29 protein-coding genes are annotated in these 26,562 nt (G+C 57.0%); 16 read left to right on the top strand and 13 right to left on the bottom strand.

Annotated elements, in window-relative coordinates; translation table 11 throughout:
- Window positions 1-304 precede the first annotated feature (304 nt).
- The 3 genes from QRT08_RS19060 to QRT08_RS18260 all read left to right on the top strand — a co-directional run bounded on the left by QRT08_RS19060 (window position 305) and on the right by QRT08_RS18260 (window position 2,599).
- Window positions 305-613 (top strand): DUF7718 family protein, encoded by a 309-nt coding sequence (locus QRT08_RS19060; RefSeq protein ID WP_483299978.1) that lies wholly within the window; start codon window positions 305-307, stop codon window positions 611-613.
- The gene (locus QRT08_RS18265; protein ID WP_286047420.1) at window positions 592-876 is read left to right on the top strand and encodes a hypothetical protein; all 285 of its coding nucleotides are present in this window, start codon (window positions 592-594) and stop codon (window positions 874-876) included. Before QRT08_RS19060 ends, QRT08_RS18265 begins: the two co-directional genes overlap by 22 nt.
- A 1,117-nt stretch (window positions 877-1,993) precedes the next feature.
- Window positions 1,994-2,599, top strand: coding sequence for a hypothetical protein (locus QRT08_RS18260; RefSeq protein WP_286047419.1), 606 nt, complete (start codon window positions 1,994-1,996; stop codon window positions 2,597-2,599).
- A gap of 155 nt (window positions 2,600-2,754) precedes the next feature.
- On the opposite strand, the gene QRT08_RS18255 is transcribed toward QRT08_RS18260, so the two are convergent.
- Window positions 2,755-3,231 (bottom strand): DUF8118 domain-containing protein, encoded by a 477-nt coding sequence (locus tag QRT08_RS18255; RefSeq protein WP_286047418.1) that lies wholly within the window; start codon window positions 3,229-3,231, stop codon window positions 2,755-2,757.
- Window positions 3,232-3,522: 291 nt separating this feature from the next.
- Here QRT08_RS18255 and QRT08_RS18250 point away from each other — a divergent pair, with 291 nt between their 5' ends.
- The 4 genes from QRT08_RS18250 to QRT08_RS18235 all read left to right on the top strand — a co-directional run bounded on the left by QRT08_RS18250 (window position 3,523) and on the right by QRT08_RS18235 (window position 6,880).
- The gene (locus QRT08_RS18250; protein WP_369684864.1) at window positions 3,523-3,735 is read left to right on the top strand and encodes a hypothetical protein; all 213 of its coding nucleotides are present in this window, start codon (window positions 3,523-3,525) and stop codon (window positions 3,733-3,735) included.
- 723 nt (window positions 3,736-4,458) lie between these two features.
- Window positions 4,459-5,280 (top strand): hypothetical protein, encoded by an 822-nt coding sequence (locus QRT08_RS18245; RefSeq protein WP_286047416.1) that lies wholly within the window; start codon window positions 4,459-4,461, stop codon window positions 5,278-5,280.
- A 794-nt stretch (window positions 5,281-6,074) separates the two neighbouring features.
- Complete coding sequence (locus QRT08_RS18240) at window positions 6,075-6,410, top strand: ArsR/SmtB family transcription factor (protein ID WP_286047415.1); 336 nt, start codon at window positions 6,075-6,077, stop codon at window positions 6,408-6,410.
- A complete protein-coding gene (locus tag QRT08_RS18235; RefSeq protein ID WP_286047414.1) occupies window positions 6,407-6,880 on the top strand; it encodes an SRPBCC domain-containing protein in 474 nt (157 codons plus the stop codon). The genes QRT08_RS18240 and QRT08_RS18235 overlap by 4 nt, the downstream gene beginning before the upstream one ends.
- 480 nt (window positions 6,881-7,360) lie before the next feature.
- Here QRT08_RS18235 and QRT08_RS18230 read toward each other — a convergent pair whose 3' ends face one another.
- The 4 genes from QRT08_RS18230 to QRT08_RS18215 form a co-directional block, all read right to left on the bottom strand.
- Window positions 7,361-7,882 carry a hypothetical protein gene (locus QRT08_RS18230; RefSeq protein ID WP_286047413.1) on the bottom strand — a complete coding sequence of 174 codons (522 nt, stop codon included), beginning with the start codon at window positions 7,880-7,882 and terminating at the stop codon, window positions 7,361-7,363.
- 74 nt (window positions 7,883-7,956) lie between these two features.
- Window positions 7,957-9,321, bottom strand: coding sequence for a hypothetical protein (locus tag QRT08_RS18225; protein ID WP_286047412.1), 1,365 nt, complete (start codon window positions 9,319-9,321; stop codon window positions 7,957-7,959).
- Between the two features lie 2 nt (window positions 9,322-9,323).
- Window positions 9,324-9,527 carry a hypothetical protein gene (locus tag QRT08_RS18220; protein ID WP_286047411.1) on the bottom strand — a complete coding sequence of 68 codons (204 nt, stop codon included), beginning with the start codon at window positions 9,525-9,527 and terminating at the stop codon, window positions 9,324-9,326.
- A 22-nt stretch (window positions 9,528-9,549) separates the two neighbouring features.
- A complete protein-coding gene (locus QRT08_RS18215) occupies window positions 9,550-9,726 on the bottom strand; it encodes a hypothetical protein (protein WP_286047410.1) in 177 nt (58 codons plus the stop codon).
- 339 nt (window positions 9,727-10,065) lie between these two features.
- Here QRT08_RS18215 and QRT08_RS18210 point away from each other — a divergent pair, with 339 nt between their 5' ends.
- From QRT08_RS18210 to QRT08_RS18180, 7 genes are all read left to right on the top strand, one after another.
- Window positions 10,066-10,335, top strand: a complete 270-nt coding sequence (locus QRT08_RS18210; RefSeq protein WP_286047409.1) for a hypothetical protein — start codon at window positions 10,066-10,068, stop codon at window positions 10,333-10,335.
- Window positions 10,336-10,341: 6 nt separating this feature from the next.
- On the top strand, window positions 10,342-11,718 hold the full coding sequence (locus tag QRT08_RS18205; protein ID WP_286047407.1) for a TrbL/VirB6 family protein: 1,377 nt from the start codon (window positions 10,342-10,344) through the stop codon (window positions 11,716-11,718).
- A 25-nt stretch (window positions 11,719-11,743) separates the two neighbouring features.
- Window positions 11,744-14,944 carry a TraC-like domain-containing protein gene (locus QRT08_RS18200; RefSeq protein WP_286047406.1) on the top strand — a complete coding sequence of 1,067 codons (3,201 nt, stop codon included), beginning with the start codon at window positions 11,744-11,746 and terminating at the stop codon, window positions 14,942-14,944.
- Window positions 14,945-15,643: 699 nt separating this feature from the next.
- Window positions 15,644-16,504 carry a TgpA N-terminal domain-containing protein gene (locus QRT08_RS18195; RefSeq protein ID WP_286047405.1) on the top strand — a complete coding sequence of 287 codons (861 nt, stop codon included), beginning with the start codon at window positions 15,644-15,646 and terminating at the stop codon, window positions 16,502-16,504.
- 246 nt (window positions 16,505-16,750) lie between these two features.
- A complete protein-coding gene (locus tag QRT08_RS18190; protein ID WP_286047404.1) occupies window positions 16,751-17,263 on the top strand; it encodes a hypothetical protein in 513 nt (170 codons plus the stop codon).
- 1 nt (window position 17,264) lies between these two features.
- Window positions 17,265-17,771 (top strand): relaxase/mobilization nuclease domain-containing protein, encoded by a 507-nt coding sequence (locus QRT08_RS18185; RefSeq protein ID WP_286047403.1) that lies wholly within the window; start codon window positions 17,265-17,267, stop codon window positions 17,769-17,771.
- Window positions 17,771-19,090, top strand: coding sequence for a type IV secretory system conjugative DNA transfer family protein (locus tag QRT08_RS18180; RefSeq protein WP_286047402.1), 1,320 nt, complete (start codon window positions 17,771-17,773; stop codon window positions 19,088-19,090). Before QRT08_RS18185 ends, QRT08_RS18180 begins: the two co-directional genes overlap by 1 nt.
- 58 nt (window positions 19,091-19,148) lie before the next feature.
- Here the strand turns inward: QRT08_RS18180 and QRT08_RS18175 are convergent, their stop codons facing one another.
- The gene (locus QRT08_RS18175) at window positions 19,149-19,442 is read right to left on the bottom strand and encodes a hypothetical protein (protein ID WP_286047401.1); all 294 of its coding nucleotides are present in this window, start codon (window positions 19,440-19,442) and stop codon (window positions 19,149-19,151) included.
- A 134-nt stretch (window positions 19,443-19,576) separates the two neighbouring features.
- Here QRT08_RS18175 and QRT08_RS18170 point away from each other — a divergent pair, with 134 nt between their 5' ends.
- Window positions 19,577-19,924: a winged helix-turn-helix domain-containing protein gene (locus tag QRT08_RS18170; protein WP_286047400.1), complete on the top strand. Its 348-nt coding sequence runs from the start codon at window positions 19,577-19,579 to the stop codon at window positions 19,922-19,924.
- Between the two features lie 47 nt (window positions 19,925-19,971).
- Here QRT08_RS18170 and QRT08_RS18165 read toward each other — a convergent pair whose 3' ends face one another.
- From QRT08_RS18165 to QRT08_RS18155, 3 genes are all read right to left on the bottom strand, one after another.
- Entirely contained in the window at window positions 19,972-20,796 is an 825-nt protein-coding gene (locus QRT08_RS18165; protein ID WP_286047399.1) for a hypothetical protein, read from the bottom strand.
- Between the two features lie 307 nt (window positions 20,797-21,103).
- Window positions 21,104-21,652, bottom strand: coding sequence for a Cap15 family cyclic dinucleotide receptor domain-containing protein (locus QRT08_RS18160; protein ID WP_286047398.1), 549 nt, complete (start codon window positions 21,650-21,652; stop codon window positions 21,104-21,106).
- A gap of 49 nt (window positions 21,653-21,701) precedes the next feature.
- Entirely contained in the window at window positions 21,702-22,631 is a 930-nt protein-coding gene (locus QRT08_RS18155; protein WP_286047397.1) for a nucleotidyltransferase-like protein, read from the bottom strand.
- A 219-nt stretch (window positions 22,632-22,850) separates the two neighbouring features.
- Between QRT08_RS18155 and QRT08_RS18150 the strand changes: the two genes are divergently transcribed.
- A complete protein-coding gene (locus QRT08_RS18150; RefSeq protein WP_286047437.1) occupies window positions 22,851-23,831 on the top strand; it encodes an amidase in 981 nt (326 codons plus the stop codon).
- Between the two features lie 64 nt (window positions 23,832-23,895).
- Here QRT08_RS18150 and QRT08_RS18145 read toward each other — a convergent pair whose 3' ends face one another.
- The 4 genes from QRT08_RS18145 to QRT08_RS18130 all read right to left on the bottom strand — a co-directional run bounded on the left by QRT08_RS18145 (window position 23,896) and on the right by QRT08_RS18130 (window position 26,421).
- Complete coding sequence (locus QRT08_RS18145; protein ID WP_286047396.1) at window positions 23,896-24,363, bottom strand: HVO_A0114 family putative DNA-binding protein; 468 nt, start codon at window positions 24,361-24,363, stop codon at window positions 23,896-23,898.
- Window positions 24,344-24,619: a toxin-antitoxin system TumE family protein gene (locus QRT08_RS18140; RefSeq protein ID WP_286047395.1), complete on the bottom strand. Its 276-nt coding sequence runs from the start codon at window positions 24,617-24,619 to the stop codon at window positions 24,344-24,346. Before QRT08_RS18140 ends, QRT08_RS18145 begins: the two co-directional genes overlap by 20 nt.
- A 7-nt stretch (window positions 24,620-24,626) precedes the next feature.
- The gene (locus QRT08_RS18135) at window positions 24,627-24,971 is read right to left on the bottom strand and encodes a DUF4870 domain-containing protein (protein WP_286047436.1); all 345 of its coding nucleotides are present in this window, start codon (window positions 24,969-24,971) and stop codon (window positions 24,627-24,629) included.
- Window positions 24,972-25,344: 373 nt separating this feature from the next.
- On the bottom strand, window positions 25,345-26,421 hold the full coding sequence (locus tag QRT08_RS18130) for a transcription initiation factor IIB (RefSeq protein ID WP_286047394.1): 1,077 nt from the start codon (window positions 26,419-26,421) through the stop codon (window positions 25,345-25,347).
- Window positions 26,422-26,562 lie beyond the last annotated feature (141 nt).

Below are 26,562 nucleotides of genomic sequence, written 5' to 3'. Positions count from 1 at the left end.
AGGTCGGTCTAGTAACAACCATGAACAAACCTAGTTTATTTAGTAATAGTGTAGTAGGCGAAAACGATTCTGGCTGTTCTGGCGGCGCGAGTATATCACACCACGGTGTGATCAGTCGGACGCTTCTGCTCTCGTGCCTTGTGCAACACCTTCTCCTTTGCACAAGGGATCTTAGGCGTCTATCGACGTCTGGTAATCACTATAAGGGGGTGTTCCCAGGTGTGAATAGTGAATGTCCGCCGATGCCCCGCGAAACTACGATCGAGAGTACACGAAGCCCATCTAGGCGGACGCTCGTGTTCGGATCGGATATAGCTACACTACTGGTGAGATTACTCGGTTCGTCGTACAGCTCGAATACCGTCTTGGAGAGGACTGGACCGAGGTTGTTCGGTTCGATCATGACACTGCTGGCGCTACCGAAATGGCTCACAATGTCGCTGATGAGGGCCTCCATTTGGACGTCTATCGTGGCGGTGAGAAGGTCGATACAGTGAGTGTGACTGGCCCGATCCCCCCAGCCGTCGGATTCACGACCGCCGAAGAACACTTAGCGGAGCATGCCGAACGGTATCTCAAGAGGTTCAAAGAATGGCATCCGACCGGTACCTAAGTGACGCTGACAGCGAGCGTGCGTCTCCGAGCCTCGAGGAACGTGTCGCTGCTGCCCGAGCCGTCGTCTATGGTGATGATGGAGAACTCATCGCTTCTGAGGAGTTAGATAGAGCGCTTGCGGAGTACGGCGTCGGTATTGGTAAAAGCGAAGATGGACTCCCAGAGTACCGGGATGTCCCTCAGGAGCTGTCGCTCTCGGCATGTCACATGGCGGTCGACCTTCGGCGCGATCCGGCAGAGTTTATCGCTCCGCGCGCCTGAACAGGCCTTCTCCTTTCTTCTCGACTAATAGCAGATCTGTATTGCCGTTACTGGGTGAGATACCTTTCTATGGACGAGAATTGAGAAGCGGTTAGCGACGGCAGCATGACGTTAGAGTTCAAGGTCATTAAGCAGATCGATAGCATGATCGAACTCGTCATCAAGCTCAGTCAGTCGCTCGAGCTCACCCACGATGCGAGTCGCAACGGTACCGACCCAGAGGCACCGACCTTCGCGATGATGTGGGTGAAGGATCTCGACAAACCGACTACTACAACTCTCTTAGATACGATACAAATAAGATGTCAAATAACTACACTGAATCAGAGACCGAGTAATGGCGTCGACCCAATTCCTTGAGACGTTAGGTATCTCTCGTCTACTTGATCAGAACTATTATATTGGTGAAGACCGTTATATGTTACTGATATGGCATCTATCCAACCCACACGTGGGGTCATCTCGCCCCTTGATGGGGGTGTCTATGCCTCTTCGCCAACTCTACAGTTGGATGTAGAGTATCAGCAGCACGCAAGCGAGTAGAAACCATACCGGCCCCGAAACTGTGACAGAAACTGAGACCGTCACAGCGGTCGCAGTTGGTGCAGTTTGAAGGAAGCTGAGTATGGTCGCTACGGCTGCCAAATCTTCGAGATCCGTCATAAAGTGAAGTCACTATTTCCCTCTTCTTCCCAATAGATAGAAGTACGATTTCATCGAGGTACATAGTGACTGTTATATAGTAGTCCTTCTTGTCTTTAAGAACCTTTCGATAATGGTATGTGTTTACACACCATGACTGCTGAACGTAGTGGTAGGGGCTTGGATTTTGACTCCATTATAACACAGAGGCTAATCTACGTCCTTGAACATTCAGTCGGAAGCCTGGGTGAGCGATAGTCAGTCCCACAATCCTAGTTCAGTCTGAGAGTGATTCGCAACGTGTTCGTCTCTCTATTGTCACAGATTCTTGACCGACTAAAATCGGCGTGACGGATTTAGAGAATGTATACAGCAAGGGCAATCTTTCCTTTCAACCCATCAGTGATGAAAAATTCGTTAGGCACGTGTGCAGTTTGAACAAGAAGTTTTTGGAGTACGATCAGATACAATTGGTATGGGTCTGGAGTCAAAGGAAGCGATCCGACGCGCCGAACGCATGCTCAAGGGTGCATATCTCGGATTAAAGCAATTTGAGAGTGGAACAGGCGAGGAGAAGTACATTGGCATCTACAATGCAGTATCGTTCGGCAGAAACCTCACTTTTGCGCTACAAAAGGCAACATCGGAGGATACTGAATTCAAGGAATGGTACGAAGATCGCGTTCAAGTCCTCAAAGAGGACCCGGTTTGCCGCCACATGAAAAATCTCCGTAATGACATGGAGAAAGAGGGAGAGACCGGAGTATCCAATTACGCATCATTTTCAGGTAATCCAGCCGAATTGCAAAGAGAAGTCCCGCCCTGGGCCGACTCAATCTTCGTCGGTGATGAGTGGGGTGGATCTGGGTTCAGCGTTGAAACGGGTGATGGTGATGAGGTGAAGTTCTACATGGAGTTCGAAAATGCAGATATAGAGTCTGGACTTTACTTTTCAAATTTGGAAAATGAAGAGTACAGCTACAATAACCCATCTGACGCTGAAGACGACCTAAAATACTATCTCAAGATCTTAGCTGAGCTCATAAGAGACGCAAAAGCGGAGTTTGTTGGTGATGAGTAATAGTGTCCTTATATTCCTACCTGATTCCTCGCCAAACAGTGGATAACCGATACGCACTGTGTATCACGCATGACGTTTCTGACAGTTGCCGGCGAGTGAAGAGAACTAATATGTAGATTCTTTCACTGATTCCTATCAGTCGCTGTCATCAGAACTCATCGGAGCGCGCACCCGTCGGCATGGAACTCCGAGCGCTCTACGTCCCTATGACGGAGCGACTCGCGACCACAGTCCTCGCACCGGTAGTACGTCGCACCACCCTGCTCCGGCGGCTCGAGGTGTGGGCCGGTGATTCGAGCCTCCTCGTTGGCATCGTCCTGTGTGGCGGTCTCGGTCGCAACACCACCGTCCGTCGCGACCGCCGTTGTCGAGGGTTCGGGTTCGACGCCGTACTTCTCGCGGTCGTGGACGAGTGCTTCGTCGAGATCGATGCCTGCGGGAACCGGCATGAGACCGAGCGCGAGCTTGACGCGCCGGATGTGCTTGCACCCACCCTTCGGCTCGCGGTGGCGGAAATCGGCACAGGTGCAGACTTCCGCGCGGAGGTCGACAGTGTAGATGGTGTTCTCGCCGTTGGTCGCCGAGTAGACGTCGAACATCGCCGTGCCGTCTCCATCCGGAACGATGATCATGCAGCCCTCGCACGCGCGGATCGTTCGCTTGTCGATAGCTTCTTTCGTGTTCGCTTGTTTCGTGCTCATGGGTTTGTTCTCTGACCCGAGACAACCCCGCTCGCCTGTACTAGCAGGCGGGCGCTCTCTACCGTCGAACCACGCCCCGAGGAGGGGGTCTGTCTCTGTATGTTAGTATATACCCTAACCACATAAAAGTTGCCCTATATTCTAACATTAGAACAGGGGGCAACCTTTATGCAGAGAGGAATGTTAGTAAATACTGTAATGGCTGCGATCAAAGGGATGAGCATGGCACGAAGCAGGGCGATGCTCACCGAACGTGAACGCGAACAACTAGCCGGTGAACACGGCGCTGACAGGAAGTATCAGGCAACATCTCGCGCACGTCGGCGAATCCAAGAGGAGCTGACGACTGATATCAGGCTTCTCGAAGAGCATCAACCTGATCTGCTCGCTGAGATCCGAGACGTAGTGTGCGCCGATCGGGAGACCGACGAATAAAGAGCGAGTGTAAGAAATGACGATCCATCTACACGAAACCGTTGATATTCCACAGTCAGCGCTACGCGAGTAGATGAAGGCAATAAACCGCACCGGCGAACCCCTGCTACAACAGGGGGCGACTGTTGTGAGCAGTCGCGACCACCGGCACGATCTCCGTGATAGTTACGGCGGTCCGCATCTGTGTACGGACACCGCTATCCGTGGTTTCGACAGGTACGGACTTAAATTCTCGTTTCTGCCGGCGTCGAGCTCCGTCTCCGCTCTTTTGAGCCTATCACGGTCACTATTTGAGCAAATCAAGCGATACTACCACGAGCTACGCGAGTAGTTTCGTTCGAGAAACCAAGCGGTCGACTGACGGTAATCAAGAGCGCTTAGCAACGAGTTGCCCATCTTGTGGTGCGATTCTGCCGACTGACACAACTTACAAGGAACTCGTTGAGTGTCCGCGCTGTCAATCCTTGATCGAGGTCGAACGATGACTGAGAGCAGTTTTATTTTTTCTTGCGACTCTCGAGAGAGTAGGTCCCCCTCCGAAGAAGGTTCCAGCAAGAACGGAAAATCGCAAGACGAAGAAGACTTCCTTGGAAGAAATGTTCGTGAGCGAATGGCTATTCACTCTCTTCCCTCTCTCTTCAACTCCCACTATGGACAACTTACTACTGCCACGGATCCACGAAGTTGTCCAGTTTGGCCAACCGAGTTCGTGGGGTGGTTGTAGTGAGTTCCGACCGCCCACATCTCAACTGGAAAGTCCCGACTGCTGAGTGGGATGCGTTCGTTACGTGGGTTCGTGCTGAGAACGGCGATACTAAGGGAGAAGTCGGTCGTGCGGTCGAATCAGCTATACAGGAATGGATCAACGCCGACGACTATCATGAGGTCGAACAGCGGATCGATCGACTCGTTCGAGCGGCGGGCCGTACTCCTGAGAACATCGACGAAAAGAATAAACCGATTTCAGAGGGGACGCTTGGAGATGGGGAGGACGTTGATCTTACGCAAGTCGGTGCTCGAGTCGATCGCGAACTCAAGGAGGCGTTCAAAGCGTTTGTGAAAAAACACACCGACGACCGTCTTGGTATCGCTCTCGCTCGCGCTCTTCGAGAGTATCGCCATGGCGGTCGTCCGCAGCGACTTGAGGACAAACTTGATCGGATTATCGATGACGCGGAGGGACTCCTCTCGGAGATCTCCGATACTGACTCCACCCTTTCGACGAAGGAAAAGCGGACGGTCGCGATGTGCCGGCAAATCCACGATCTCCCGCTTACCGTTGGCGTTCAGCCGATCCCTCGGCGTGACATCCATGTAGCAATCGAGAGCGTCATGGGGAGCCTCTCGGACTACCTCAAGGAGACGTACACGCCGCTGATCCTCGAGCGACTCGAGTATGAGCCATCTCCGAGTAACGCGGACCTTTTCTTCCCGATTGGAGACGCCGAGCAGCAACGTCGTGAGGAGACTGAGACGGAGGCCACTCAACAGATGGACGTGCTTACCCAATCGATTCCGGCAACAGATGGCGGAACATCAAACTGATATTCTCACTAGCCAGCTGCCGGATTCAATATTCTGGCGGCCTTGTGCAACACTCACCCGTTCTCACACAGGCCGATGTTGCACAAGGCATGTGATTGGCAGTAACTTCTGTCGAATCAGTTGCAACTATCGGTGAGCGAGATCTCAACGGACGTGCACGTAGTAGAGCTAGTCATTCAGCGGAACCCTCCCGTCAGCGGGAGACTGCACGGGAGGAGATACTCCGCAGAAAGGATCCTGTCAGGGGAGGATCCTCCCTGGGTAGCATCATGAAGCGCAGGACTCTCACAGGGTCCGACTAGGATGACGATGTTTTGGGTAATGTCCCGTTGTATGGTATCATCCTCCTTTCTGCTGCATGAAGACGTAGCAGGTGCTACTGTATTGTTATCGGGGAGGTAATGACGATCGACTTCTATCTACTGATTTGCTATATCTCGGACACCTATCAGAATCTCTGTCGACCAACTCAGGAATCCTTCATTTTGCCAATTTTGCAGGGTGTCATAGAACAGTTCATATTCAGCGGTGCCGAGCCTCACTTCTCGTTAGATACAGTCCGTGTGACTACTGGCAGAGCTATCCTATGAAATTGATAGTATGGTCGTGCTTGTTCGAGGGGGCGGCATTTTTACCGTAGAGATGGACGGAGAGGTCTGATCGGTTGCCCTCCCAGAGGTAGTTCAGCAAGTGGGGTCCGTCAAGTCCGGACCACCGGGTCGGGGTCAGGGTCATGGCCCGATATTCTTCATTTAAGCAAATGCTTAAGCATCTCGGACGCATTAGTTTAGAAGATGCTTAAGCATCCTGACGTTGACCTGGACTCGGTCTTTGCTGCACTCTCTCACCCCATCAGGCGATCGATCATCGAGCAGCTTTCCGAGGGGGAAAAGAGCGTGAGCGAACTGGCCGAACCCCACGACGTCAGCCTATCGGCGATCAGTCAACACCTGAGCGTGCTGGAGGACGCCGGGTTGCTCCAGCAGACTCACGAAGGCCGGGTGCGCCGGTGCGCGCTCCAGGGCAAACCCCTGTCCGAAGCCTTCTCCTGGATCGTCCAGTACCGGATCTTCTGGGAGGACACGCTGGATGCCATCGCGCAGGAAGTCGAAGGAGACGATCAGTCATGAGCGACCAACCTACCGAAATGGAGACGGGAAGCATCGAAGTTAGCCGCGTTATCAAGGCGCCTACTGAACGTATCTACTCTGCGTTCCTGGATGCCGACGCCTTGGCGAAATTCTCGCCACCGGCGGGCTACACCGCCACGTACGATCACGCCGACGGGGAGGTCGGCGGAACGTATCGCGGGACCTTCACCTCGCTCGACAAGAGCGACGAGCACAGCTTCGGTGGTGAGTACGTGGAGCTGGTGCCCAACGAGCGCATCGTCCAGTCAGACAAGTTCGAGACTGATGCACCCGAGATGCAGGGCGAGATGACCGTGACCATCACCTTTGAGGAGGTCGAGGGTGGGACCGAGGTGACCGTGCGGCAAGAGGGCATTCCCAAGCTCATTCCCGAGGAGGATGCTGCGACGGGTTGGGGCATGTCCCTGGAAAACCTGGCTCGGCTGGTGGAGTACCCGGTGGCCGAGTGAAGAGGTCGCCGGCCCCGCGGCCGTGGGCACCCCATCGCAGCGTCTGGTGGTGACCGGTGGTCCGCACATCCCTCTCAAGAATCGGGAGGTAATCACCATCCTCCGGTAACTACGCAGTAGCTATCAACCAGCTAGTTCACTAAAATTCAGCCTGAGATCAACCATGTGTGAATCGTTATATGACATCCCCAACCTTGTGCAACAAGGGCCATGTGGGAAGAGCGGATGTTGCACAAGGCTTCGTTTCTCGCCACACGACAAACGATCTGGACGATGCCTAGAGTGTGGCCCTAGTACCGGACTCGTCCCTCCCGGTAGGTCATCTCGTGTGTTGCGGGACAAGCGTCCGCCGGCCGGGAGGATGGTCGCAGCCGCCGACTGAGCGCAGCGAGGGAGGCGGCGAGGACAGGCGCGCAGCGAGCGGACGTGAGTGAGCACCGCCTCGTTCCGGACAGGCCGGCGGTTCCGTAACGGTAGCGGTTATTCGGCGTACTGCGCTTCAGTCATGCCGATCAGATACTCGTGAATCTCGTCGGGATCGATGTAGAAGGGGATTTCGACGTCGTACGTCTCGCCGGCGTTCATCTCGAAGAATGGGACAAATCCCTGATCGAGGTGATCGCCATTCTCCGCGAGCGCGACGGCGTCGACGCGGCACTTTCGGAGGTCCCACTCGCCAATCTCGAAGGTAGCATAACAGACGATCTCTTTGTCGACCTTCGGGTCCTCGGCGGGGCTGATGTCAAGGCCGTGGTCGATAACAGTCACCGTATCGACCGGATCCTCTGGCCTCGAGGGGCCACCCTCGCCGGCGTCCTTGTCCTCGGTGTTCTCCTCGCCGCCCTCGTCCGCCTGCTCGTCCGTGTTGCCCTCGGAGGTTCCATTCCTCTCCGCGTTTTCCTCGTCGGCCAGCGGGCTATCAGTGGCCTCCTCGGAGCCCTTAGTATCGCGGGTGTTTTCGGTTCTGTTCTCGTTGCTGTTCTCGTCATCGCCGGTGATCAACTGGGCAAGGCCGTAGCAGCCGGCCGTCCCGGCGAGTGAGGCCCCGCTGATCCCGGCGAGTAGTGTTCTTCGATTCATGATGATGTCTGGCTGATTCGGTTCACGGCGACGCCCCGGCCGGCCTCGATCCCCGAGAGGACCGTCCCGCCGGTGAAGCCGTGGAGATTGACGCTGTTCTCAAGGAGTTCGGCGTTCGCGCCCGTAACACGGATCCCGATTTCCGGCTCGTGGAGGTCGACGCGGCAGCGCTCGATGGTCGCGCCGTTCGTACCGGCTTGGACGTTGATCCCGTGGCCGTTCGCCTCGTGGATCTCGACGCTCGTATCACGGAGTATCGGGTCGCCGTCGTCGAGTCGGATCCCACGCTGGTTGCTGTACACGACCGGATCGGGCGCTCGGTCGACGATCACTTGGCAGTTCTCAACAACGGTCCGCTTGTAGCCGTCGGCGGGCGTCCCGTCGTCCCCGTCGATCAGCGGGTGCGGGACCCAGTCGTCGCCTGAGTTGACCCGGATGCTCGCGACGTTGCTGTTCGCGGCGACACAATTCCGAAGGATCTTCCGCCCGGCATCGTTCCCCGGTAGGCCGCCCTTCAGGTACAACCCGTTATCGGGGAACGCGCCACAGATCACGTTCTCGAGGAGCATCGTGCCGCTCATGTCCGACCCGATCGTGAACCCCGACGTCGACCATGACGAGGCGCGTCGGCCACCGCCGCGGTCGTTGATGGTGTGTGCGAAGTGGCGGCCACCGTACCGCATGTCGATGTTTGCGAACACGGCGAGGGCATCCTTGGAGCGGGTGAGCGCCCTGAACGGGCCTCGAGTGCCGAGGTCCTGCTGGCCGACGAACCGAATGTTTCGAATGTCGGCGAGGCCGGTCGAGTAGAGCCGGAGCAGTTGCATCCCGTGGTTCTCCTCACGGTCGTCAACGGTGAATCCGCCGAGAACGAGCGTCCCCGTGTGCGGCGAGGACACGCGCCCGATCGCGAACATGATACTCGACCCGCGGAACCCGCCGCCGGTGATTGTGTGCCCGGTAATCGACTCGACAGTTGCGTGTCGAAGCGTCGCGTTCTGGCCGACGATCCCGACGTTTCCGCGACCTGTGTGTCGGAATGGCGACGCGATCGTATAGACGCCTTCGGGAAACACGAGCATCGTCCCCGGGCGGGCGTAACTGTTGAGGACGCCGTCGATAGGCGTCTCTCCGCTGGGGTCCGCGCCGACGTCGACGGCGTTCACGATCTCGTCGAAGTACTGGGTATAATCCTCCGGGTTGATCGCCGTCGGGACGTCCCCGGCCGCCTCGCTGAGTGAGCCGATCCCGCCGCCTGAGCTCCCGCCGAGTAAGAGATCGAGACAGCCCGACGTCGCGGTTATCGTTGCTGCTCCGGCGGCCCCTACGGTCCGGAGTAGGTTCCGTCTTGAGGTGGTCATGATCAGTACCAAGTGCTCACGACGTAGAGGACGCCGACGGTCGTTAGGAGCCAGATCGCGTAGATCGCGTAGTGGTTGACCGTATTCTCGATCAGCCACGGGCGCACGGCGGCGTAGGAGCCCAGCGAGACGATTACGATCGCCCACGCGCAAACCAGGTACGCGACCAGATTCCAGATCGCCTTGAAGGGCGATGTGGTACTCATACCGACTCCCTGCTGGTCGTGGCTATTCTTCGTCCTCTTCTTTGTCGTCGCACTCGAGTGCGGGGAGGATCCCTACTTCTTTGAGTCCGATTCGGAGGAGTTCGGCGTGTGCTTCGTCTCTTGACATATCGTTCTCTGCGGCGTAGTCGCGGACCCCGCCCAGGAGCAGGCCGGGTATATCGTGATTTGGTCGTGGCATGCGTGGATGATCCCTCATTAACCGAGTCGGGGATAACTCTTATGTCCACGCCGGTATGAATGGATAATATGTCGTGTTTGTCCATACCTACATAATGGACAGAACCGACATAAAACTACTGCCATGATAAAAACGAGACTTGAAAAGACGAAACGAACTACACGAGATTGTTTCGACGTCGTTGCGACCTCGAGACGCAAACAGAACCGACTCGCAGCGGCGATAACCGCGCTGGGGTCTCTCCTCCTGGCCGTCGACCCGGTCGCCGCCCAGCTCGCGGACAACACCGGAACGCTGTGCGGGACGGGCGTCGACACCGGATACATGTTCATCATGAGTATGATCGTCCTCGGCGGGATCGTGTTTGGGTCGATCCAGACCGGGTTTGGCCTTATCAACATGAACTCGACAGAGGACGACACCCACCGGAAGGGACGGCAGGGCGTGAAAAGTGGGGCGACGTCCTTCGGTGTGATCTTCATCCCCGTGCTCGTGACCGTGTTCCTCGAGGTCCTCGGCGTCAACCTCGCGAGTTGCTTCATTCCAGACATCAACGTGCTCGGCGGCATGATCGCGCTGGCCGCGGTCCCCGCCGAGGTTTTCGACTAACTTCTCATGCGACGTTTTACTGTCAGCATCGGCGCGGTAGTGGTGCTTCTACTGCTGTCCTCGGCGATCCTCCCCGGCGTGGTGTTCGCTCAGACCGCCGGCGGCACGGTCGCCGGCGGCGAGTCCGCCGAGAATGACGCGGAGACGTCGACGCGGCTAGAGTCGGCGGTCGACTCGGGGAACGGGGACAATAGCGCTCCGAGTGGCGAGGACGCCGAGGAGCAGGCGGCTGAGACCACGACGGCCATGGGCGACCGTGCCGACTCGCAGGGTGTCGAGAACGGCAGTGACATTAGCGCGTCGAGCGGCGGCGATGGCCTCTTTAACATCGAGGAGCGCGTCAAAAGCCTGATCGACGCACTCGTGGCGGACGGGATCGCCGGCGCGCAGAACATTATCGAGACGCTCGTCGGCGAACTGAATTACCTGCTGTTCACCCTGCCAGCGCCGGGAGAGCCGACTGATCCCGTGTCGTGGTATCTTCCCGAGAATGGCTGGTGGCCCGACATCATGCGCTTCTACGGGATCATGGCCTCGGTGGCCTTCGCCGTCTTTGTCCCGTCGCTCATGCTCGCCATGATCAAGAATGACAGTCGGGAGACTCGAGCACGCGCTCGCTTCGCGCTGAAGGCTATGGGTATGGTCTTAGCCGGCCCGCTGCTGATCGGGGCGTTCTTGCATACGTTCAATGGCGTGAACGTGGCGCTTGCACCGTCCGGAACGGAGTTCCTGTACTCTCCGACGGACGCGGCCCGGCTCGGCGTCGGGGCGACGCTGTTCCTGATCCTGCTGAAGTTCAACGCCATGATCATCCTTCTCGGGATCGTCTTTCAGTTGGCTCAGTTCGTCCTCACACACGTCGCGGTCGGGATGTGGCCCGCCTCGTGGGCCTTCCGCGCGCTCCCCTCTCCGACGTTCGAGGCGTTAGGCGAGTTCGGCGTGAACACACTCCCGCTGCTCGTCCTGCTCAACTTCGGCCAGGTCGCGATACTCCGTTTGCTCTTTGAAATCAACTGGGGAGCGTACGGCTGGGGGGCGGTAATCGCCGGTCTGATCGGGACGGCCGTCGTCCTTCTCTTGACCCTCGTCGGCGCGCCGTACATGCTGTTCAAGCAGCAGTGGGCGGCCGTCGGCGTCTCAATCGGGACGAAACAGGCCAAACAGGCCGGGAGTGACGCAGTCGACTTCGCCGAGGCGAAAGTTGAGAACATCCGGGCGCGTTTCGGTGACTCTCCTCGAGGCGCGACCTCCTCGGGGAGTGTTCAGCCGGGGCCGACGATCAACCGACTCAGCGGGTCGCCGTCCCGCTCGGGGCCACGGGCCTCGACCGACGGCGGCCAGAACACCTCGCAGGACATTGACCGGCGTCGCCGCGACGTGTGAGCGACAAACACAACCCACCATAATCATGACTACGAAAACCGACGGAACCGACGAACCGGCAGATCCGACGCAAGTGACGGCCCCGACAGTGGACACCTCGACGCCGATCTGGCGGTGGATCACCTTCGAGAACGCCCCGTTCCTGCTACCGTCCGTCCTCGGCGTGGTCGGGGGGATCGTCGCGATCCCGTTCCTCGGCCTATTCGTAGCCGGGGCCGTGTTCACCGGCACGATGGTATGGATGGCGGCGGTGTACACCGTCTCGAAGCAAACCTCGGATCGGACGTCTCCGATGTGGAAGGCCCGGGACGCGATCGCGTTCAACCGGCTCCGACTCGCCATGCCGTGGACGCACGCCGAGGTCGCCGCGAGCAAGATTCACCAGGTCGAAGGGATATACACGGACGGCACGGTCGAAACCACCGACGGGCGACTCGTCGGCGCCGTCCGCTTCGACGGCGTCAACACGGCGGACATGACCGAGAGCGAACGTAACCGAATGGTCGCGGACCTCTCGGCGGCCGTCGACGAGGAGATCAAGGACTTCGATTTTCGATTCTATTCGACGACGGACGACTTCGACCCCGAGCGGATCGTCGGCCAGTACGACCGTGAGGCACGCTCGTCGCGGCTCCAGCGCCCTGGCATGGAATACGTCCGCGAGATGTTCAACGCTGTCTACGAGTGGTTTATCGGCGCGGATCAGCCGACGTGGCAGGCCCGCGAGTGGCGCCATTACGTGATCGTCGAGGCGTCGGTCGGCGAGCACCGCGCTCGGTACGGTGACCTGGAGGGCGAAAACACAGACGAGACCGGGACCGACGGGATCGACGCGGCGGTGTTCGCCGAGCTGAAGGCCGACCTCGAGGACCGCCTCGGAATCGTCCGGCGGGACGTCACGGGGTCGGTCGACGGCTGTTCTGCGACGGACGTCGGCCGTCGGGAGATGGCGGCGCTACTCCGGCGCTTTTGGTCGGGACAGTCGCCCACGGACTACCTTCGCGACGCCACAGACGAGGACGGCGAGGAGATCGCGCCGACCGAGGCCGTCGACGACTCGCAAGTGACTGTATCGCGCTCACCGGATCAACTCGCCGAGGACCTCGGCCTCGCGGCCTCACACATCGACGTCAAGCGTGGCCTCGTCGAGATCGGCCAGCAGGTCGCCCGCACCTACTGGGTGGCCGGGTGGGACCCCTCTCCCCGCTCGATGTTCCTCCGCGACCTCTACACCCTTCGCGACGACGTCGACGTTGACGTGTGTATTCACAACCGGGCGCTCGATCGAGAACTCGTGAAAGACGCACTACGCTACGACATTCGTGACCTCAACGTCGAGCAGGCCGACCGTGGAACGGACATTTCCTCGCTCGACGTCTCCGAGTCTAAGAAATCTTATATCCGGTTGTATCAGCAACTCGCCGCCGAAGTGACTCAGCCGTGGGCCATCAACGGGTACATCACCGTCCGCGCGGGCGACCGCTCGACACTCGACGCCCTCGAGGACGACCTGGAGGAGAGCCGTGGGTTCGACGTCCTCAAACGGCGGTACTTAGAGGACTCGGCCGAATCGGTTCGGAAGGCCGTCGAAGGGACACCCGCGAACCTTACCCTCACCGGACCTGGGCTTCGTCAGAAAGAGGCGTTCGTCGCGAGCTCGCCGGTCGGCTCGGATCAGTACAACGAGGCCGTCGACGGGACCGACTGGATGCACGGCGTCCGCCAGCTCTTCGGCGCGGAGAACACGGGCGACGTGATCGAAGGCGGCCGGTCGACACTGGCCGGCGGCGGGGCCGTCGGGGCCATGTTCCCGTTCTGCTCGGCAATCGTTCAAGACGAAAACGGTACTCTGTGGGGGCGGAATACGCAGAACGGCTCACCGATCACGGTCGATGAGTTCGACCGCGGCTCGTCCGGCCACACGCTTACAATCGGGAAGACACGGCACGGAAAAACGTACGCCGAGACCCTGATCGACGGCCGCTGGTTCAACGAACGCGGCGATCGAACGCTGATCGTCGCCGACACGCAAAAAGGGTTCACGGGGCTGACTGAGTACTGTAACGGCCGCCACGTCGTAATCGACGGCTCGACGCCGATCAACCCCTTAGCGATCAGTGCGCCCGACGACGCCTATTCGGTCGGTCGTGGAGACTCGGATCCCGTCCGCCTCAAAGTTGAGGAAGTGGCTCAGTTCATCACCGGCGTCCTGAGCGCGCAAGGTGTGAGCAACACCGGCGACTATGTCTCCTCGATCGAGGAGATCGCCATGCGGACCTACCGGCGCGAAGGGATCACACCGGGCGACCCCGCCTCTCTCGAAAACCCCAGCCCCGACATGATGGACTATCTGGATGTGGCGAGCGACATGATCCACTCAACCGGGGAGTACACCATCAGCGGCCACGAGGCCGAAACGGGGATCAAACGCGACCGGCTCGCCGAACTCCTTGATTACCTCTCGGGCTTCCGTCCGAACGGGAAGTATCATGCGCTCCTCGGCGGCGAGGGCGAAGACGAGAACATGGTCGACACGATGGGCCTCGGTCTCGCCGACCCAGACGTCGACATGGTCTATCTCGACCTCTCCGAGACGAACGTTGAGACGTCGGTTATGCTCCAGCTCGTGCTCGGCCAGGTGTCGCAAGCGATCCGAAAAGCACCGGGACAGTCGAAGTTCGTCGCTGACGAGGCGCACGTCCTTATGCACGACGAGCGGGCTGTCGACTGGGTTACTCGCGCGGCTCGAGAGTACGCACGCTTTGAGAGTGCGCTTTCGCTGATCAGCCAGCACCCCAGCGAGTTCCTCGCGTCGGGGAGTAGCGACGACAAGGAGGTGTTCAAGGACCAGTGTTCGATCATCCGGTTCTTCCGGACACCTGGCGTCAACGTCGACGTTCTCGAACGGTTCGGCATGAACGAAAAGCAGGCCGACCGCGTCCGGAATGGCCTCGTTCCCGGTCGCGCCGGAAAGGGCTACTCGGAGTGCCTGATCAATCTTCAGGATCATCAGGGCTGGATCCCGATGCGCGTCGAAGCGTCCCCGTTCGAAGATATGCTGCTCAACTACGACCCGAATGAGGACGGTGAGTTTGCGCAGTATGTCGCCGACGAATGGGGTGGCGAGCAGTTCGAGCAGCTGGCCGCCAATCTCGAGGACGACCAGAAGGACACCGGCGACGAGAATCCCGACACGATCGCGAAGCCTGTACTCGCCGACGACTAACGAACCCCCTTTTTTGACGGGGCGGCCATCCCGTGCCTGCGGTATGACAAGCATCTCGATCGAGCACTAAGTCCAGATCCTTCTTCGTAAGACCCTTCTAACAATACTGATATGACGATATAGAGGAGATGGGACGCCCTTGGTGTACTTCATCCAGCAGTGGGTTGTTGGTGGCTCATAAGGTGTCCTGCTATGATTTCGGTGTCGCTCTCTCCCCTGCTGCACGGCCCTTCACTACTCGGCAGATGGTCCACTTGTGGTTTGCGGTATCTCTACTGCCCCGATTGAGGGTTCCAGTAACCCCTTTCGGGATCGCCCCTGTAGGATCCATCTAACTATGTTATATGACAGTAGAGTGGTATTGGGACGTCCCTGGGAGGCGTACTTCACTCTGCTCGGAGGGTACGGGGGACGTCCTTTCATACATCGCATCTTCTCCTTCCTGTTGCTCTGACTATCTGATAGGGCGGCAGGCGGTCCATTCATGACTGCTGTGTGGGGCCAGCGTCCGCCGGCCGGGGGGATGGATAAAAGCCTGGCACGGGCCGAAGACCCGCGCCCCGAACACAGGGAGGGTCGGCGGTTCCATTATTCTACTAAATAGATGCGGAGGTAGACTTCTATCATTAAACTTTTCAGGAACAACTCATATGCTCTATATATGTTAACACTTATCGAGGAGCGATATTTTTAGTTGTTGTGGTATTTACAGAATTCATTCCAGGGATGAAACCGGGGAGTACAGTCCGTAATATCATCGTCGGATTCGTCTATCTACTTTTCTTCTATCTGATTCCCTTCGTACTGGCCTATGCGGTGTTCACGAACAGAAGCGGCATTGCTGATAAGCTATCTGGAATTCCCGGCATTGCGGAAGGCGGGGGTGTAGTCTCAGCATTAGCGATTTTCCTCATATCGATCGTAGTGATCGGTGTGATTACTGCTGCCTTGCCTAGTGAGGAGGCACCCGGTACCGGCGAGGTACCCAGTACAGATGGAGCTCCTACTGGAACCGATGATACTCCTGATAGCGAAGATGGAGGACAATCTGAGCCGTCACCTGATGAGCAGCAACAGCAAGTAGAGGAGACTGACGAAACCGATACGGAAGGTAGTGGAGCGAATGCTGCCGAAAGCGATGTTGAGGAACGCGACTTCTCAGATGATGAGCTGATCCCACTGTTTGAAACACTTGTTGAGGATGAAGGCATGATCGTCGAAACAGCTCAGGTGCAGAGAGACACCTTCGTTGTTGAGTATATGTCGTTTGCACAGACCGAACAGGAACTAGCGGGTGAGATCGGATACGTTGCTGGAGCATATGCTGGTATGGTCGGTGAGGGACATACTAGCGACCGAATGGAGGCAACGATTCTTACTGTCAATGGTGACCCAGCTGGTACATTCTATGTCGAATACGGATGGGCTGAAGCCTTCGCGAATGAGGAAATCAGCAATACTGAGTTCTCCCAGCGAGTGATCTCCACGATCGAGTCTGAAGACGAGGGACAAGCAAGTATTCAAGGTGGTTCAAATCTCGCTGCAACAGAATCCGCCTAACCCCTATCCAACCCTGAGAACCGAGGCTATAGCAAAGCCAGTATGTTCTCAATCTGTCAGTAGATGCGCCGAAAGATACTAGGAATAGTACCACAGTACTACTACTGTGTTGCACAGTAGACGAAATCGGCAGACGGAAGCGGTATGTGGGCTTGCCCACATCAGGTTTTTAACCTGCCATGCGACCACAACACCGACCAAACGAGAAAACTCAGGCCGCCCTGCATACCCCACGGAGATACAGCCATGAGCGACGACGCCGAGGGTGGACGGACAAAACGGGTGACGTTCTACGTCTCGGAAAGCGAACAGAACGCGCTCAAACGAGAGGCCGACGAACGGGACAAGTCCCTGAGCGCCTACTGCCTCCAGCTCATCCGACGTCAGCGTCAGCTCGACGCCGAGGACCAACTCGCCGAGGACCTCAACGTCGAACAGCGCCTCGAGGAGATCACTCAGCGGGCTATCGACCGGATCGACGACTCGGTCGAGGACGTCGAGGAGACAACCGAGGCACTCCGCGACCTGCACGCACGGGCCGGCAACTACCCGCTCGTGAACTTCCGGATCCTCATGCGAGCACATCGGCCGCCTGAGGCGTGGATCAACGAGCAATTCACATGGTCGCGCAACCGGCTTCGCGAACCCCTCTCCGAACACGACCCCACCGACGCGATCGTGACCGGCGAAAGTAACGACGACGTCGACGAGAACCAACAGGAGACGGGGAAAGTGGAGGACGTCGACGACCTGATCTAACATGTTCGGAGACGACCGAGACACGATCTACAAAACGAGTTACCGGGACGAGGAGGGGACCGAGAAGCTCACGAACTACCTTCAGCACGACGATCAGGCGGTCCGCGACCGGACGGGGCGGGCTATGACCGATAAGGAGATCGAGCAGTTCAACGACAAGGCTGCCGGCAAGCGGAACCGACACATCATCATCTCACCACGGGATCACGCCGACCTCACCGACCGGGAACTCGACCGGGCGACCCGCGAGTACATGAGCGAGATGATCGAGGAGCGCCCCACGGCGGACTACGTCTACGCGATCCACGACGACAAAGAGAGCGGGAAGGACGTCCATATCGCCATGACGGCGAACGATAAGAGCGACTTAGAAATGTACCCCGACGACATCAAACGCGAGCGAAAGCACGCGCACGAGAGTTACCTCGAGTTCGGACGCGACCGGACCCGAACCCACGAGAACGAACAGCAGAACGAACGCGCACACGAGAGCGGGAGGGTTCGGTGATGGTAGTCGAGACCCTCCTGCCGCTGGCCGCGATCGGCACGGCCGGACTGGCCTACGTCACGAAGCGTAAAATCTTCCCCGGCGCCCCGACGCCCGACGCGGAGAACTTCGTTCTCCCGATCTCGTTCAAGAGTGCGAACGCCGAGGACGTCAACAGCCGATTCATCAAGGGCGTGCGTATCCCCCGACGCTCGCTGCTCGCCCTTGGCACATCAGGCGCCGGGAAAAGTGAGACGTTGAAACACTTCGTGGATCAGCTGCAGAACGATCCGACTGAGCCGGTCGTCGTCTACGACCACAAAACGGACTACCGAGACTTCCTCGAGGAACGCGGGACACCCATGATCCGGCTCTCATCCCGGGGTTCGAGGGCTGAAGATGGGTCTCCAATCGCGTGGAATATCTTCGCCGAGATTGAGGACGAGGAGGACGCCGACGAACTCGCCCGCGCGCTGTTCCCCGAGCAGAGTGGTGACTTTTGGACCGGCGCTGCTCGGCAACTGTTCGCGGCGAATCTGAAGTACCTCCACCGGGAGATGGAGAGCCCCGACAACGCGGACCTCGTGCGCTACTTCGAACGCGCTACACCGGAGACGATGCACGAGAACCTCACGAGAGACGACCACGAGGATCTCACGGCCGCCGCCTCGGCGATCAACCCCGAGACGGAACGACAGGCCGGGTCCGTGTTCGCGACCGCCCAGCAGCAAATCACGGACCTCTTTGTGGGTGACTTCGCGGAGAGCGGATCGTTCAGCGTACGGGAATACATGCAGAACCCGGATGGGCGCGTGCTCGTCCTCGATTATCCGACGCGACAGTCGGGGACGATCGCGCCCGTGTTCCGCTACCTGATCGACCAGGCGATCATGCACGGGATGGACGACCCCGACCGGTCGGCGTACTACTTGCTTGACGAGATCGAACACCTCGACGCGACGATTAAGCGCCTCGGAGAGCTGATCAACGTCGGCCGTGGCGTTAACTGTCAGGCGATTCTCTCGCTCCAGTCGGTCGCGCAACTCGAGGACACGTACGGGAAGCAACGCGCCCACGCGCTGCTGTCGGGCATGGTCACGGTGGTCGGCCTTCGGACGGCCGACGAGGAAAGCGTCGACTTCCTCCGCGAGACGGTCGGGACGTCCTTTGAGCAGTACACGCGGAGTCCAGGCGACGACCGCACACCCAATGAGAGTGAAGAGAAAGAGGAGTATCAGTTCGCGAAGGGTGAGCTTCGGAACTTCAACGCAGGAGAGGCCGTGATCTGCCGACAGGGCAAGGGCTGGGTCCACGGGCGGATCAAGATGCTCGAGGAGTAGTCAGGGACTTTTCCCGCACCGTCGCTCGCCCGCGCGTAAAGACGAAGAAATCCGCTCGTCAGTCCAAACCGAATGGGACTTCTCCGCCATTGTCTTTAAGATACTGCACACCATCTGAGAGGCTCGTGAGCTGGATCGCATCTCGTTGTCCACCGTAGGCCTGAACTGGCGGTGGGTTACGGATCAACTCACGGATGGCTTCCTTGGCGTCTCCTTGTTCGTGGGAACTAAATCGACCCCGGTTTACTACTGTGTCAACCGTTCTGTTTTTCCCACCAGTCACGTCGTTACGCACAAGGTATCGGACCACCTCATTTTTGAGATCTTGATTTGTTATCCTTATCACCTCCATATCTCTGCTACTATCCACTAGCATATAAACCTGTATTTCTAATGCAACAGTGCCCTAGTAAAACACTACAGTACTGAGGTTAGAACCTATGTACTTATTACCCTCAACGCCTTACGGAGCGTAAGGTGACGGATATGGGAACTAACACACTACAGACGGACAATGACACCATTGGTCCTGAGGGGAGCGTTGTGCTCGGTGTCCTTGGAGACCACCCCAAGACACGGATGCTATTGGCGCTGCTCACCAACCCTGACAGGGACTATAACATGACGGACATCGCTCGTCTGTCGGACACTGATCGGTCGACGGTCCACCGGCACATGGATGATCTGCTCAAGTATGGCGTCGTCGAGAAAACACGAAAGGCCGGCAACGCATGGATGTATCAGATCAACCGCGACAACGACGCAGCCAAGGCCTTCGCGAAATTCGAATGGGAGGCCATCCAGGCACTTGCCGAGAATCGTGACAGCGAGTAACGCTGCACTCTCTATTTACGAGTCTCAAAGCCAGCAATGGAGTTGCACTATCTGTCTTCGATTTCATTAGTACGTCTATCATCTGAAAGGCGATGTTCACCCCAACCAGGGGCAAGATTTTGACTATGTAGCATATAGAACGTAGGGTCCTCAAAACTCTCGCCTGTTTCATTACAAACATACTCTAAATCCTCTAAATACTCACGAAAAGAATTATATTCCATATCCATTCGGAGAAAATCGGCGTTTTCTCTATCTGAAAGTTTTCTACGGATCTCTATTAAGGAGATAAATCCTGCATTCGCTAGTGAGTGAAGATGTTGTATGAGGTCGGGATCTAGAACATGTGCATATCTCTCAACTACGTGGTTTATACTATCTTCCAGCTCTCTATGACTATACTCCAATTCCTCTAGCCATGTACGGTCTTCCGAACCAAGGTCACCAGGTCGAACTTTAGAGAAATCTACCATTCTAATCTCTTCAAAGTCCTCTGAATCTACTAATTGCTTCAAATTGCCGATTTCATCCTCACTGACAGGTTCAGGCGCTCCAACCCTATACAAGAGCTCAATCAGAACTTGTTGACGGTGTAGATCAGGAGCTAATGCCTGAAATGCAGTTTGCTGAATACTCTCTTTTCTCTCGCGTTCTCGTTCTCTAAATACCCCATCAACTAGTATAGATGTTAAATATGCGCCAAATATGCTTGCACTAAGACGTCCGGTCCAGTTTAGCAAGGCTTGTGAATTTGAGAGTCTAATCTGTATAGCAATATATGCGAAGAAAAATACTATGGATATGAAAAGTAGTCCCACATATGGCCACTGAAAAGCGTGGTATCTATGATTTCTCCTCTCTAATTCAATCATAGTAATTTCAACTGATTAGAGAATAGGTCATACTCATCCTAAGTTCTAGTGCTACAAGGATAGATTGATGATTGTTTATAGGTCATCTCTCCACCCCCGAACAAGAGGGTTGCACGGTCGAAGATACCGGCACGCGAAATTGCACATTCAAACCGCCGAATTGGTGAATTCGATATGCAATTTCCGATGCTGATCAGCCTGATTTGCTCCGGCATCACAATCAGATAACTCGAGATTGGCACGGCCGGGGTCGATCAGAGCAGTTATCACCATTTGAATGGTGCTGCGGCCAGCACCGACTTTTTTGTCACTCCGTCCGATACAACTCTAGTACGCCGTGTGTCCCGCGCTGATCCGGGCGGTTGTAGTACTTCCCTTGCAATTTCTCTTCGTCTTCATGATACTCCAAGACCGCGGTCCCGTAGTGCGGGTCAAGGTCGTCGTTCGTCATACTGCCCTCGTTCCAATAATTGTACGTCAACGTCGGCCACGCCTTGTCGTTGACCAGGATCGTCGCCGCCTCACTCCGTGACGGTGATTCTGGGCCGTTCAATGTCACTAAAATTTTGTCCCACGTCTGCTCGATCGTGATCTCTGTTTCCTGTTTTGTCAAATTATCATACTGGGTTCCGTCTGTCACTATCTGATTGTCCGGAATCATGGTTTCGTCTCGTGACGTGTACAGGTAGCCGGTCCACGTCCCGTTCAGGTTGGGAACAGCCACTACGCTATACCGGTGCAGCACGTCCCATTTCCACAGCTTTCTCGTGAATGTCGCGTACAGCAGGGTGGATATGCCGCCAATTGCGAGTCCGATCACTGGGCCGAACAGCCACGCTACGCCGAGGTAGATCATCGCCGAAACTACACCAATCAGGATGTACCGTTTATGGCGACGTGGCTGGTCAGTAGAGAAGCTGTGCATTGGCCGTTTTATCGTTCCAGTCGTCCCACATCTCAGAGAGTCGCGTCACGAGATCGTCTGCTTCATCCGTGTTCCACTGCGTGTTGCTGTCTCCGAACAACGGCTCCATCTTAGATACTTGATCGAACGTGCTGAAGTCGGCGTCGTCCAGAAACTGCAGTGTCTCGTAGAATCGGTCCGCCCGGTTACTACGTTTCAGAATTCGTTTGGGCACGTTGGAGATCAGACACTCGATCCCGTACGAGTGCGCGCCGATCGTCCACAGTGTATCGAAATGGTTGTTGTAGTAGTCGCGGGCGTTTTTGAAGATACGGACCGTCTCTTTGTAGTTGTCGTGCATGTCGCACCCGTTCTCGTAGTGCAACGCCGGATAGTTGATGATCTTCTCCGAACCGTACCGGGATTTGAACGCCATCCCTTCGTCGCAATCTGGTTCGCCGTATTCTGGGTAGTTGGTGTAGTACCGGTACTCAATGCACGGTACGAGGTCAACGTCGATATCGGGCAGCCGGCCGCTTTCCTTGCTGATCTCGATGGCTTTTCCGTTCCAACTGATCACGTTTCGGTCGAATTTTGTCTGTATCCAGTTCCAGACGTCCTGCCGGAAGTCGGTGTACCCGTAGTCGGTAGAGCTGTTGTTGTCGTGGTATCGGTCTACTTCGTCGCTTTCCAGTTCGGAGAGGTCTCGCCACCAGGCGGACGTGAGTTTGGCGATTACGTCCACGTCGCTGTTGTCACGGGTGTGAGTGGTGTTTTTGTACGATCCCTGCCGTCGTACGATGAAGTCGCTTTGGTCGATCGGGGACCGGTCGAGTTCCAGAATTTTTTGGATCTTGTCTGCTGCTGTTTTTGACCCCTTATCTGCGCCAGGACTACTCCAGTTCTTGAATTGGGAGGGCGGAATTGGCATGGTCTATAGCTCACCTGCTTGCGCCTGCTGCGTCATCGATTTGATTAATGGGATCGGTTGTATTTAAACTGTTGCTACCAGAGTGAAAGTGAAATAGTGAGACTGTAGCATTGTAGGTGGAGAATTCGACCATTGCCAAGCATGTTAATTGTTCACAGAGATTGTATATAGTTATCGATATTGGCTGGTAATCAGTGATGTACTTGAAGAACAGTCGGGATCGGAACGGATTGCGGTGGGTCTATTCGGGTCCCTGCCTCGTTCGATAACCTCGTCGGTTTCCGAGTGACGCCGGGGTTGATTAGTCGATCTGGTGTAAATCCCCTTGTCTCTCATCAAGATACTGCAGGCCCGATGACCCGAACCGTTCGAGAGACTGCCAAACTCTTGGACGTACTCGTCGGTTATGATATGGAAGACGGACTCACTGCCAAAACCGAACTCGCAAACCCTCACGGGTCCTACGTCAACCATCTCAAGGCGGATGCTTTGAATGGAGCACGAATCGGGGTCCTCCGAGATGGGTTCGGGGATGACGATAATCCTGACGCAGCACCTGTCAATGAAGTTGTCGACGACGCGATCGTAACGATGCGTAATTCCGATGCAGAAATCGTCGATCCGGTCGAAATTCCCCGATTAACAGACTACCTTGAAGAGACGATGCTGTATGTACTCCAGTCAAAGCGGGATATTAACAGGTTCCTGCAGGATATCGACGGACCCGTCGATTCGGTCGACGAGTTGTATGAAAACGACGATTACCACGAATTGCTTGATCTCTTCGTCGCGTTCGCGGAAGAAGGACCGGACGATCTTGAAGACGACTTGGAATATTGGCGGCGACTCAATGCACAACAGGAATTCCAACAGGCGATTTTGAACGTCTATGCCAATCACGATCTCGATGCAATCGTGTATCCAGACGTCCAAGTCATTCCGCCAACGGAAGATGAAATCCGGGAAGAGAAGTACGCAACGATGACGTTCCCAACAAACACGATTATCGCATCACAATCACTGTGCTGCGCCATGTCGGTCCCAGCGGGGTTCACAGAGGGTGAGCTACCGATCGGGATGGAGATCTTGGGCAAGCCCTTTGACGAGACGACGCTCATTGAACTGGGATACTCGTTCGAGCAGACAGCACCTCGTCGTCGACCTCCCGAAACAACTCCTCCAACCATCTGGAGCCCGTAAGCGAGGGGATCGAAGATCTCGGTTCGGGCTTGAGGTGGAAGAAAAGGTCATTCCAGACCGTCGATTACGCTGATACGGCCGACTCTGACCCTTCGCCACGTGGCAGGCCGAACTCAACCTCAATCCGGACCGTGTCGTAGGGGACGTACGGCTTCTTCGAGCGACCATCCTCTTCGAAGTGGATAATACCATATTCGGCAAGCAGGTGCAGATCGTTATGGACGTCGTGCACGTCACGGTCGAGACGGCTGGCCAGTGCACGAATACTCTCGGGCGGGTGCTTCATCACCTCTTCGAGCAATTCCATCCGTCGATCGGTGAGTAGCTGGCGGAGCCGCGCACGATCTTCGAAGTTGACGACATGCAGTACTTCTTCACCCTGCTCCCACTGTTCGGCGCGCTCGATGGCTGCCGCCTGCGCCTGTTTCGCTGGAAGCGACGTGATGCGGAGGGTCGAGGGGTACTCAACGTTGTCCGGGTCAGGCGTGAATTCGTCGTGCGTCGGTTCGGTGTTAGTCGGTTTGTCGCTCATAGATTTCGTTCACCTCGGTTTGGAAGTCGTCGATCAGGTCGGAGAGGCCTGTGAACTCCAGTTTCGTGATAGCGCCCTCGGGCGTGTGCCGGTGGTGTCGACCGACGTCCAAGTGGTAGGGCGAGTTGTCGTACCGTAGGAGCGAGTTGCCGTCAGCGATCCCGTAGTAAAGCTTGTTGACGAACACGAGCAGCTCCCGCAGCAGTTGATTGATCACTTCGTAGGGGTCACGTAGCGAGTCAAATAAGGTGACCATCCAACTCCTAGACGTAGTTTTCGGCCATCTCGCCGACGATCGGGAGTTTGAACATCTCTCCCTTGTAGGCCTTGATGAGCAGAACGACCCAGAGGATCAATCCGACCGGTGCCAGTAGGAGCGAGGCAAGCCCAAAGAGCAACCCGACCATCCATCCCACGACTGGGATGGAATCGAGGAACAGTGGAATGAATCCGAGTAGGATACTGAGCGCAAAAATCCCGCCGAAGGTGAGCGTGCTCTGTGCGGCATGGAATCGGACGAACTCATTGTCGTCTTCCACTACGTAGAAGACGATCCCCGTCAGGAATCCGAAGAGGTAGCTTAGTGCTCCTGCGACGTTCTCGTCCAGTCCGAACGTCGCCGCTTCGTCAGCTCCGACGACGTGGTCTTCGTTCTCGCCGATTTCGGTTGCTTCGATGGTGTCTTGTGTTTCTGTAACCCTAATTTATTGAATCTGAGTCGTGGTGTTGCTGATCTAAGCTACAACCAACCAGATCCTTACACTTCGTTGGGTAGATGATGTGATAACGTTATCATATTTAATTTCAGTCAATTGGTTTGGTTAGTAGAATGGTGTCACGAGCGGATATAGGATCCCCTCAGATCAGACAGGAAATGACATTCGGTCGTGGCTGCCGACGCCGGAGGCGTCGGGAGCGGAGGGTGGGGCGGTGGGGCGTCACCGGGCGGCGGTCGCACTAAAAAAGAGAGGTGTGTCTCGCTCAGTGGAGCTGGACGCGGCTTCGCTTGAGGACCGCCGCCGGATCGTTCGTCCCGTGTCGGTCCACGTAGGCGTCGTGCAGCGCCTGAGAGTACCGACTGACCCGGCTTTTGGTGGTGTCGAGAATCGTCGTTCCTGCGGCGACCACCTCTGCTTGGGTCAACGCTTTGCCCTCAGTGAGCCGATCCGCTGCGTACACGGCCGCCGCTGCCATCGTCACCCGCGATGTCCCCGGCCCGATTGGCGCCTCGTCGGCGATCTCCAGAAGGTGCGCACCGATCCGTCGCAGCCGCAGACACGCTTCGACATCCGGCGCCGCCTCACCGAGCGCCGCGACCACCGCGTCGACTGGCGCTTCCCGCACGGGCGGCACGTCCAACTCGAGCTCGCATCGAAGCTTCCGCGCAGCCGCACACAGCCGTTCACGGCCGGCTTTCGCGTACTGGGCGACTTCCTCACAGGACCGCGGGAACTCCGCATCGAGGGCCGCCAGCAGGACTGCCCCGCCGGCGAGTGCCTCCCAAGACATCCGGCCACCGGGCAGGCGCGCATCGGCCGCCTGCTTGAGGAACAGCCCAGCATCCTCGGCGACGAACCCGGGAAGTGCCAGATTCCCGGTGATCGACTCGATGTCCCGGAACCCCTCGTTGAGCCGAATCGCGCGCTTGTCCTCGACCTGGAAGCGCTTGTGCCGCTGGCGCAGCCGCTCGAATTTGTCTTTTTTCTCGCTCGTCAGCGATCGTCCGTACCCGTCACTGCCGAGGAAGAACGTCGTATGCATGCCCTTGTCAATCCGCAGCGGATTGATCGACTCACAGCTCCACTCCACGGGACCGCTCCCATCTGACGGCCCATGCACGCCCCGCGTCGGCCGGTGATCGACGTGCTCCGCTGAGACGATGAGGCCGCAGCCCACGCAGAACGACTCGTTATCCTCGGTGATCACCCGTCCATCGCACTCGACGCACGTCGACGCCTGGGCTGGCTCGCGCTCGACGACCGACTCCTCGGACGCCTCGCTGTTCTCGGATACCTGTTCGACCGAAGATTCATACCGCACAAAGCTCGTACTTGACATTGGTGTCCTTACACCTGAAGGCGCTCACGCGCCCGACACCGCGATGTTCCAGCATCGCGGATTTCCTCAACGACACCGACCGACAGACTCGTCTGCGCGCTCTCGCTCGCGCCCAAGGGCGCTCGCGAAGGCGCGAGCGAG

The organism is Halalkalicoccus sp. NIPERK01 (genome assembly GCF_030287405.1).
GTDB lineage: Archaea > Halobacteriota > Halobacteria > Halobacteriales > Halalkalicoccaceae > Halalkalicoccus.
This window is presented reverse-complemented; position numbering and strand designations above follow the sequence as displayed.

Coding starts and splice junctions, on each gene's coding strand:
- QRT08_RS18265 (WP_286047420.1), top strand. CDS start 592: ATGGCATCCGACCGGTACCTAAGTGACGCTGACAGCGAGCGTGCGTCT.
- QRT08_RS18260 (WP_286047419.1), top strand. CDS start 1,994: ATGGGTCTGGAGTCAAAGGAAGCGATCCGACGCGCCGAACGCATGCTC.
- QRT08_RS18255 (WP_286047418.1), bottom strand. CDS start 3,231: ATGATCATCGTTCCGGATGGAGACGGCACGGCGATGTTCGACGTCTAC.
- QRT08_RS18250 (WP_369684864.1), top strand. CDS start 3,523: ATGGCACGAAGCAGGGCGATGCTCACCGAACGTGAACGCGAACAACTA.
- QRT08_RS18240 (WP_286047415.1), top strand. CDS start 6,075: ATGCTTAAGCATCCTGACGTTGACCTGGACTCGGTCTTTGCTGCACTC.
- QRT08_RS18235 (WP_286047414.1), top strand. CDS start 6,407: ATGAGCGACCAACCTACCGAAATGGAGACGGGAAGCATCGAAGTTAGC.
- QRT08_RS18225 (WP_286047412.1), bottom strand. CDS start 9,321: ATGACCACCTCAAGACGGAACCTACTCCGGACCGTAGGGGCCGCCGGA.
- QRT08_RS18220 (WP_286047411.1), bottom strand. CDS start 9,527: ATGAGTACCACATCGCCCTTCAAGGCGATCTGGAATCTGGTCGCGTAC.
- QRT08_RS18215 (WP_286047410.1), bottom strand. CDS start 9,726: ATGCCACGACCAAATCACGATATACCCGGCCTGCTCCTGGGCGGGGTC.
- QRT08_RS18210 (WP_286047409.1), top strand. CDS start 10,066: ATGATCGTCCTCGGCGGGATCGTGTTTGGGTCGATCCAGACCGGGTTT.
- QRT08_RS18205 (WP_286047407.1), top strand. CDS start 10,342: ATGCGACGTTTTACTGTCAGCATCGGCGCGGTAGTGGTGCTTCTACTG.
- QRT08_RS18200 (WP_286047406.1), top strand. CDS start 11,744: ATGACTACGAAAACCGACGGAACCGACGAACCGGCAGATCCGACGCAA.
- QRT08_RS18190 (WP_286047404.1), top strand. CDS start 16,751: ATGAGCGACGACGCCGAGGGTGGACGGACAAAACGGGTGACGTTCTAC.
- QRT08_RS18185 (WP_286047403.1), top strand. CDS start 17,265: ATGTTCGGAGACGACCGAGACACGATCTACAAAACGAGTTACCGGGAC.
- QRT08_RS18180 (WP_286047402.1), top strand. CDS start 17,771: ATGGTAGTCGAGACCCTCCTGCCGCTGGCCGCGATCGGCACGGCCGGA.
- QRT08_RS18175 (WP_286047401.1), bottom strand. CDS start 19,442: ATGGAGGTGATAAGGATAACAAATCAAGATCTCAAAAATGAGGTGGTC.
- QRT08_RS18170 (WP_286047400.1), top strand. CDS start 19,577: ATGGGAACTAACACACTACAGACGGACAATGACACCATTGGTCCTGAG.
- QRT08_RS18165 (WP_286047399.1), bottom strand. CDS start 20,796: ATGATTGAATTAGAGAGGAGAAATCATAGATACCACGCTTTTCAGTGG.
- QRT08_RS18160 (WP_286047398.1), bottom strand. CDS start 21,652: ATGATCTACCTCGGCGTAGCGTGGCTGTTCGGCCCAGTGATCGGACTC.
- QRT08_RS18155 (WP_286047397.1), bottom strand. CDS start 22,631: ATGCCAATTCCGCCCTCCCAATTCAAGAACTGGAGTAGTCCTGGCGCA.
- QRT08_RS18145 (WP_286047396.1), bottom strand. CDS start 24,363: ATGAGCGACAAACCGACTAACACCGAACCGACGCACGACGAATTCACG.
- QRT08_RS18140 (WP_286047395.1), bottom strand. CDS start 24,619: ATGGTCACCTTATTTGACTCGCTACGTGACCCCTACGAAGTGATCAAT.
- QRT08_RS18130 (WP_286047394.1), bottom strand. CDS start 26,421: ATGTCAAGTACGAGCTTTGTGCGGTATGAATCTTCGGTCGAACAGGTA.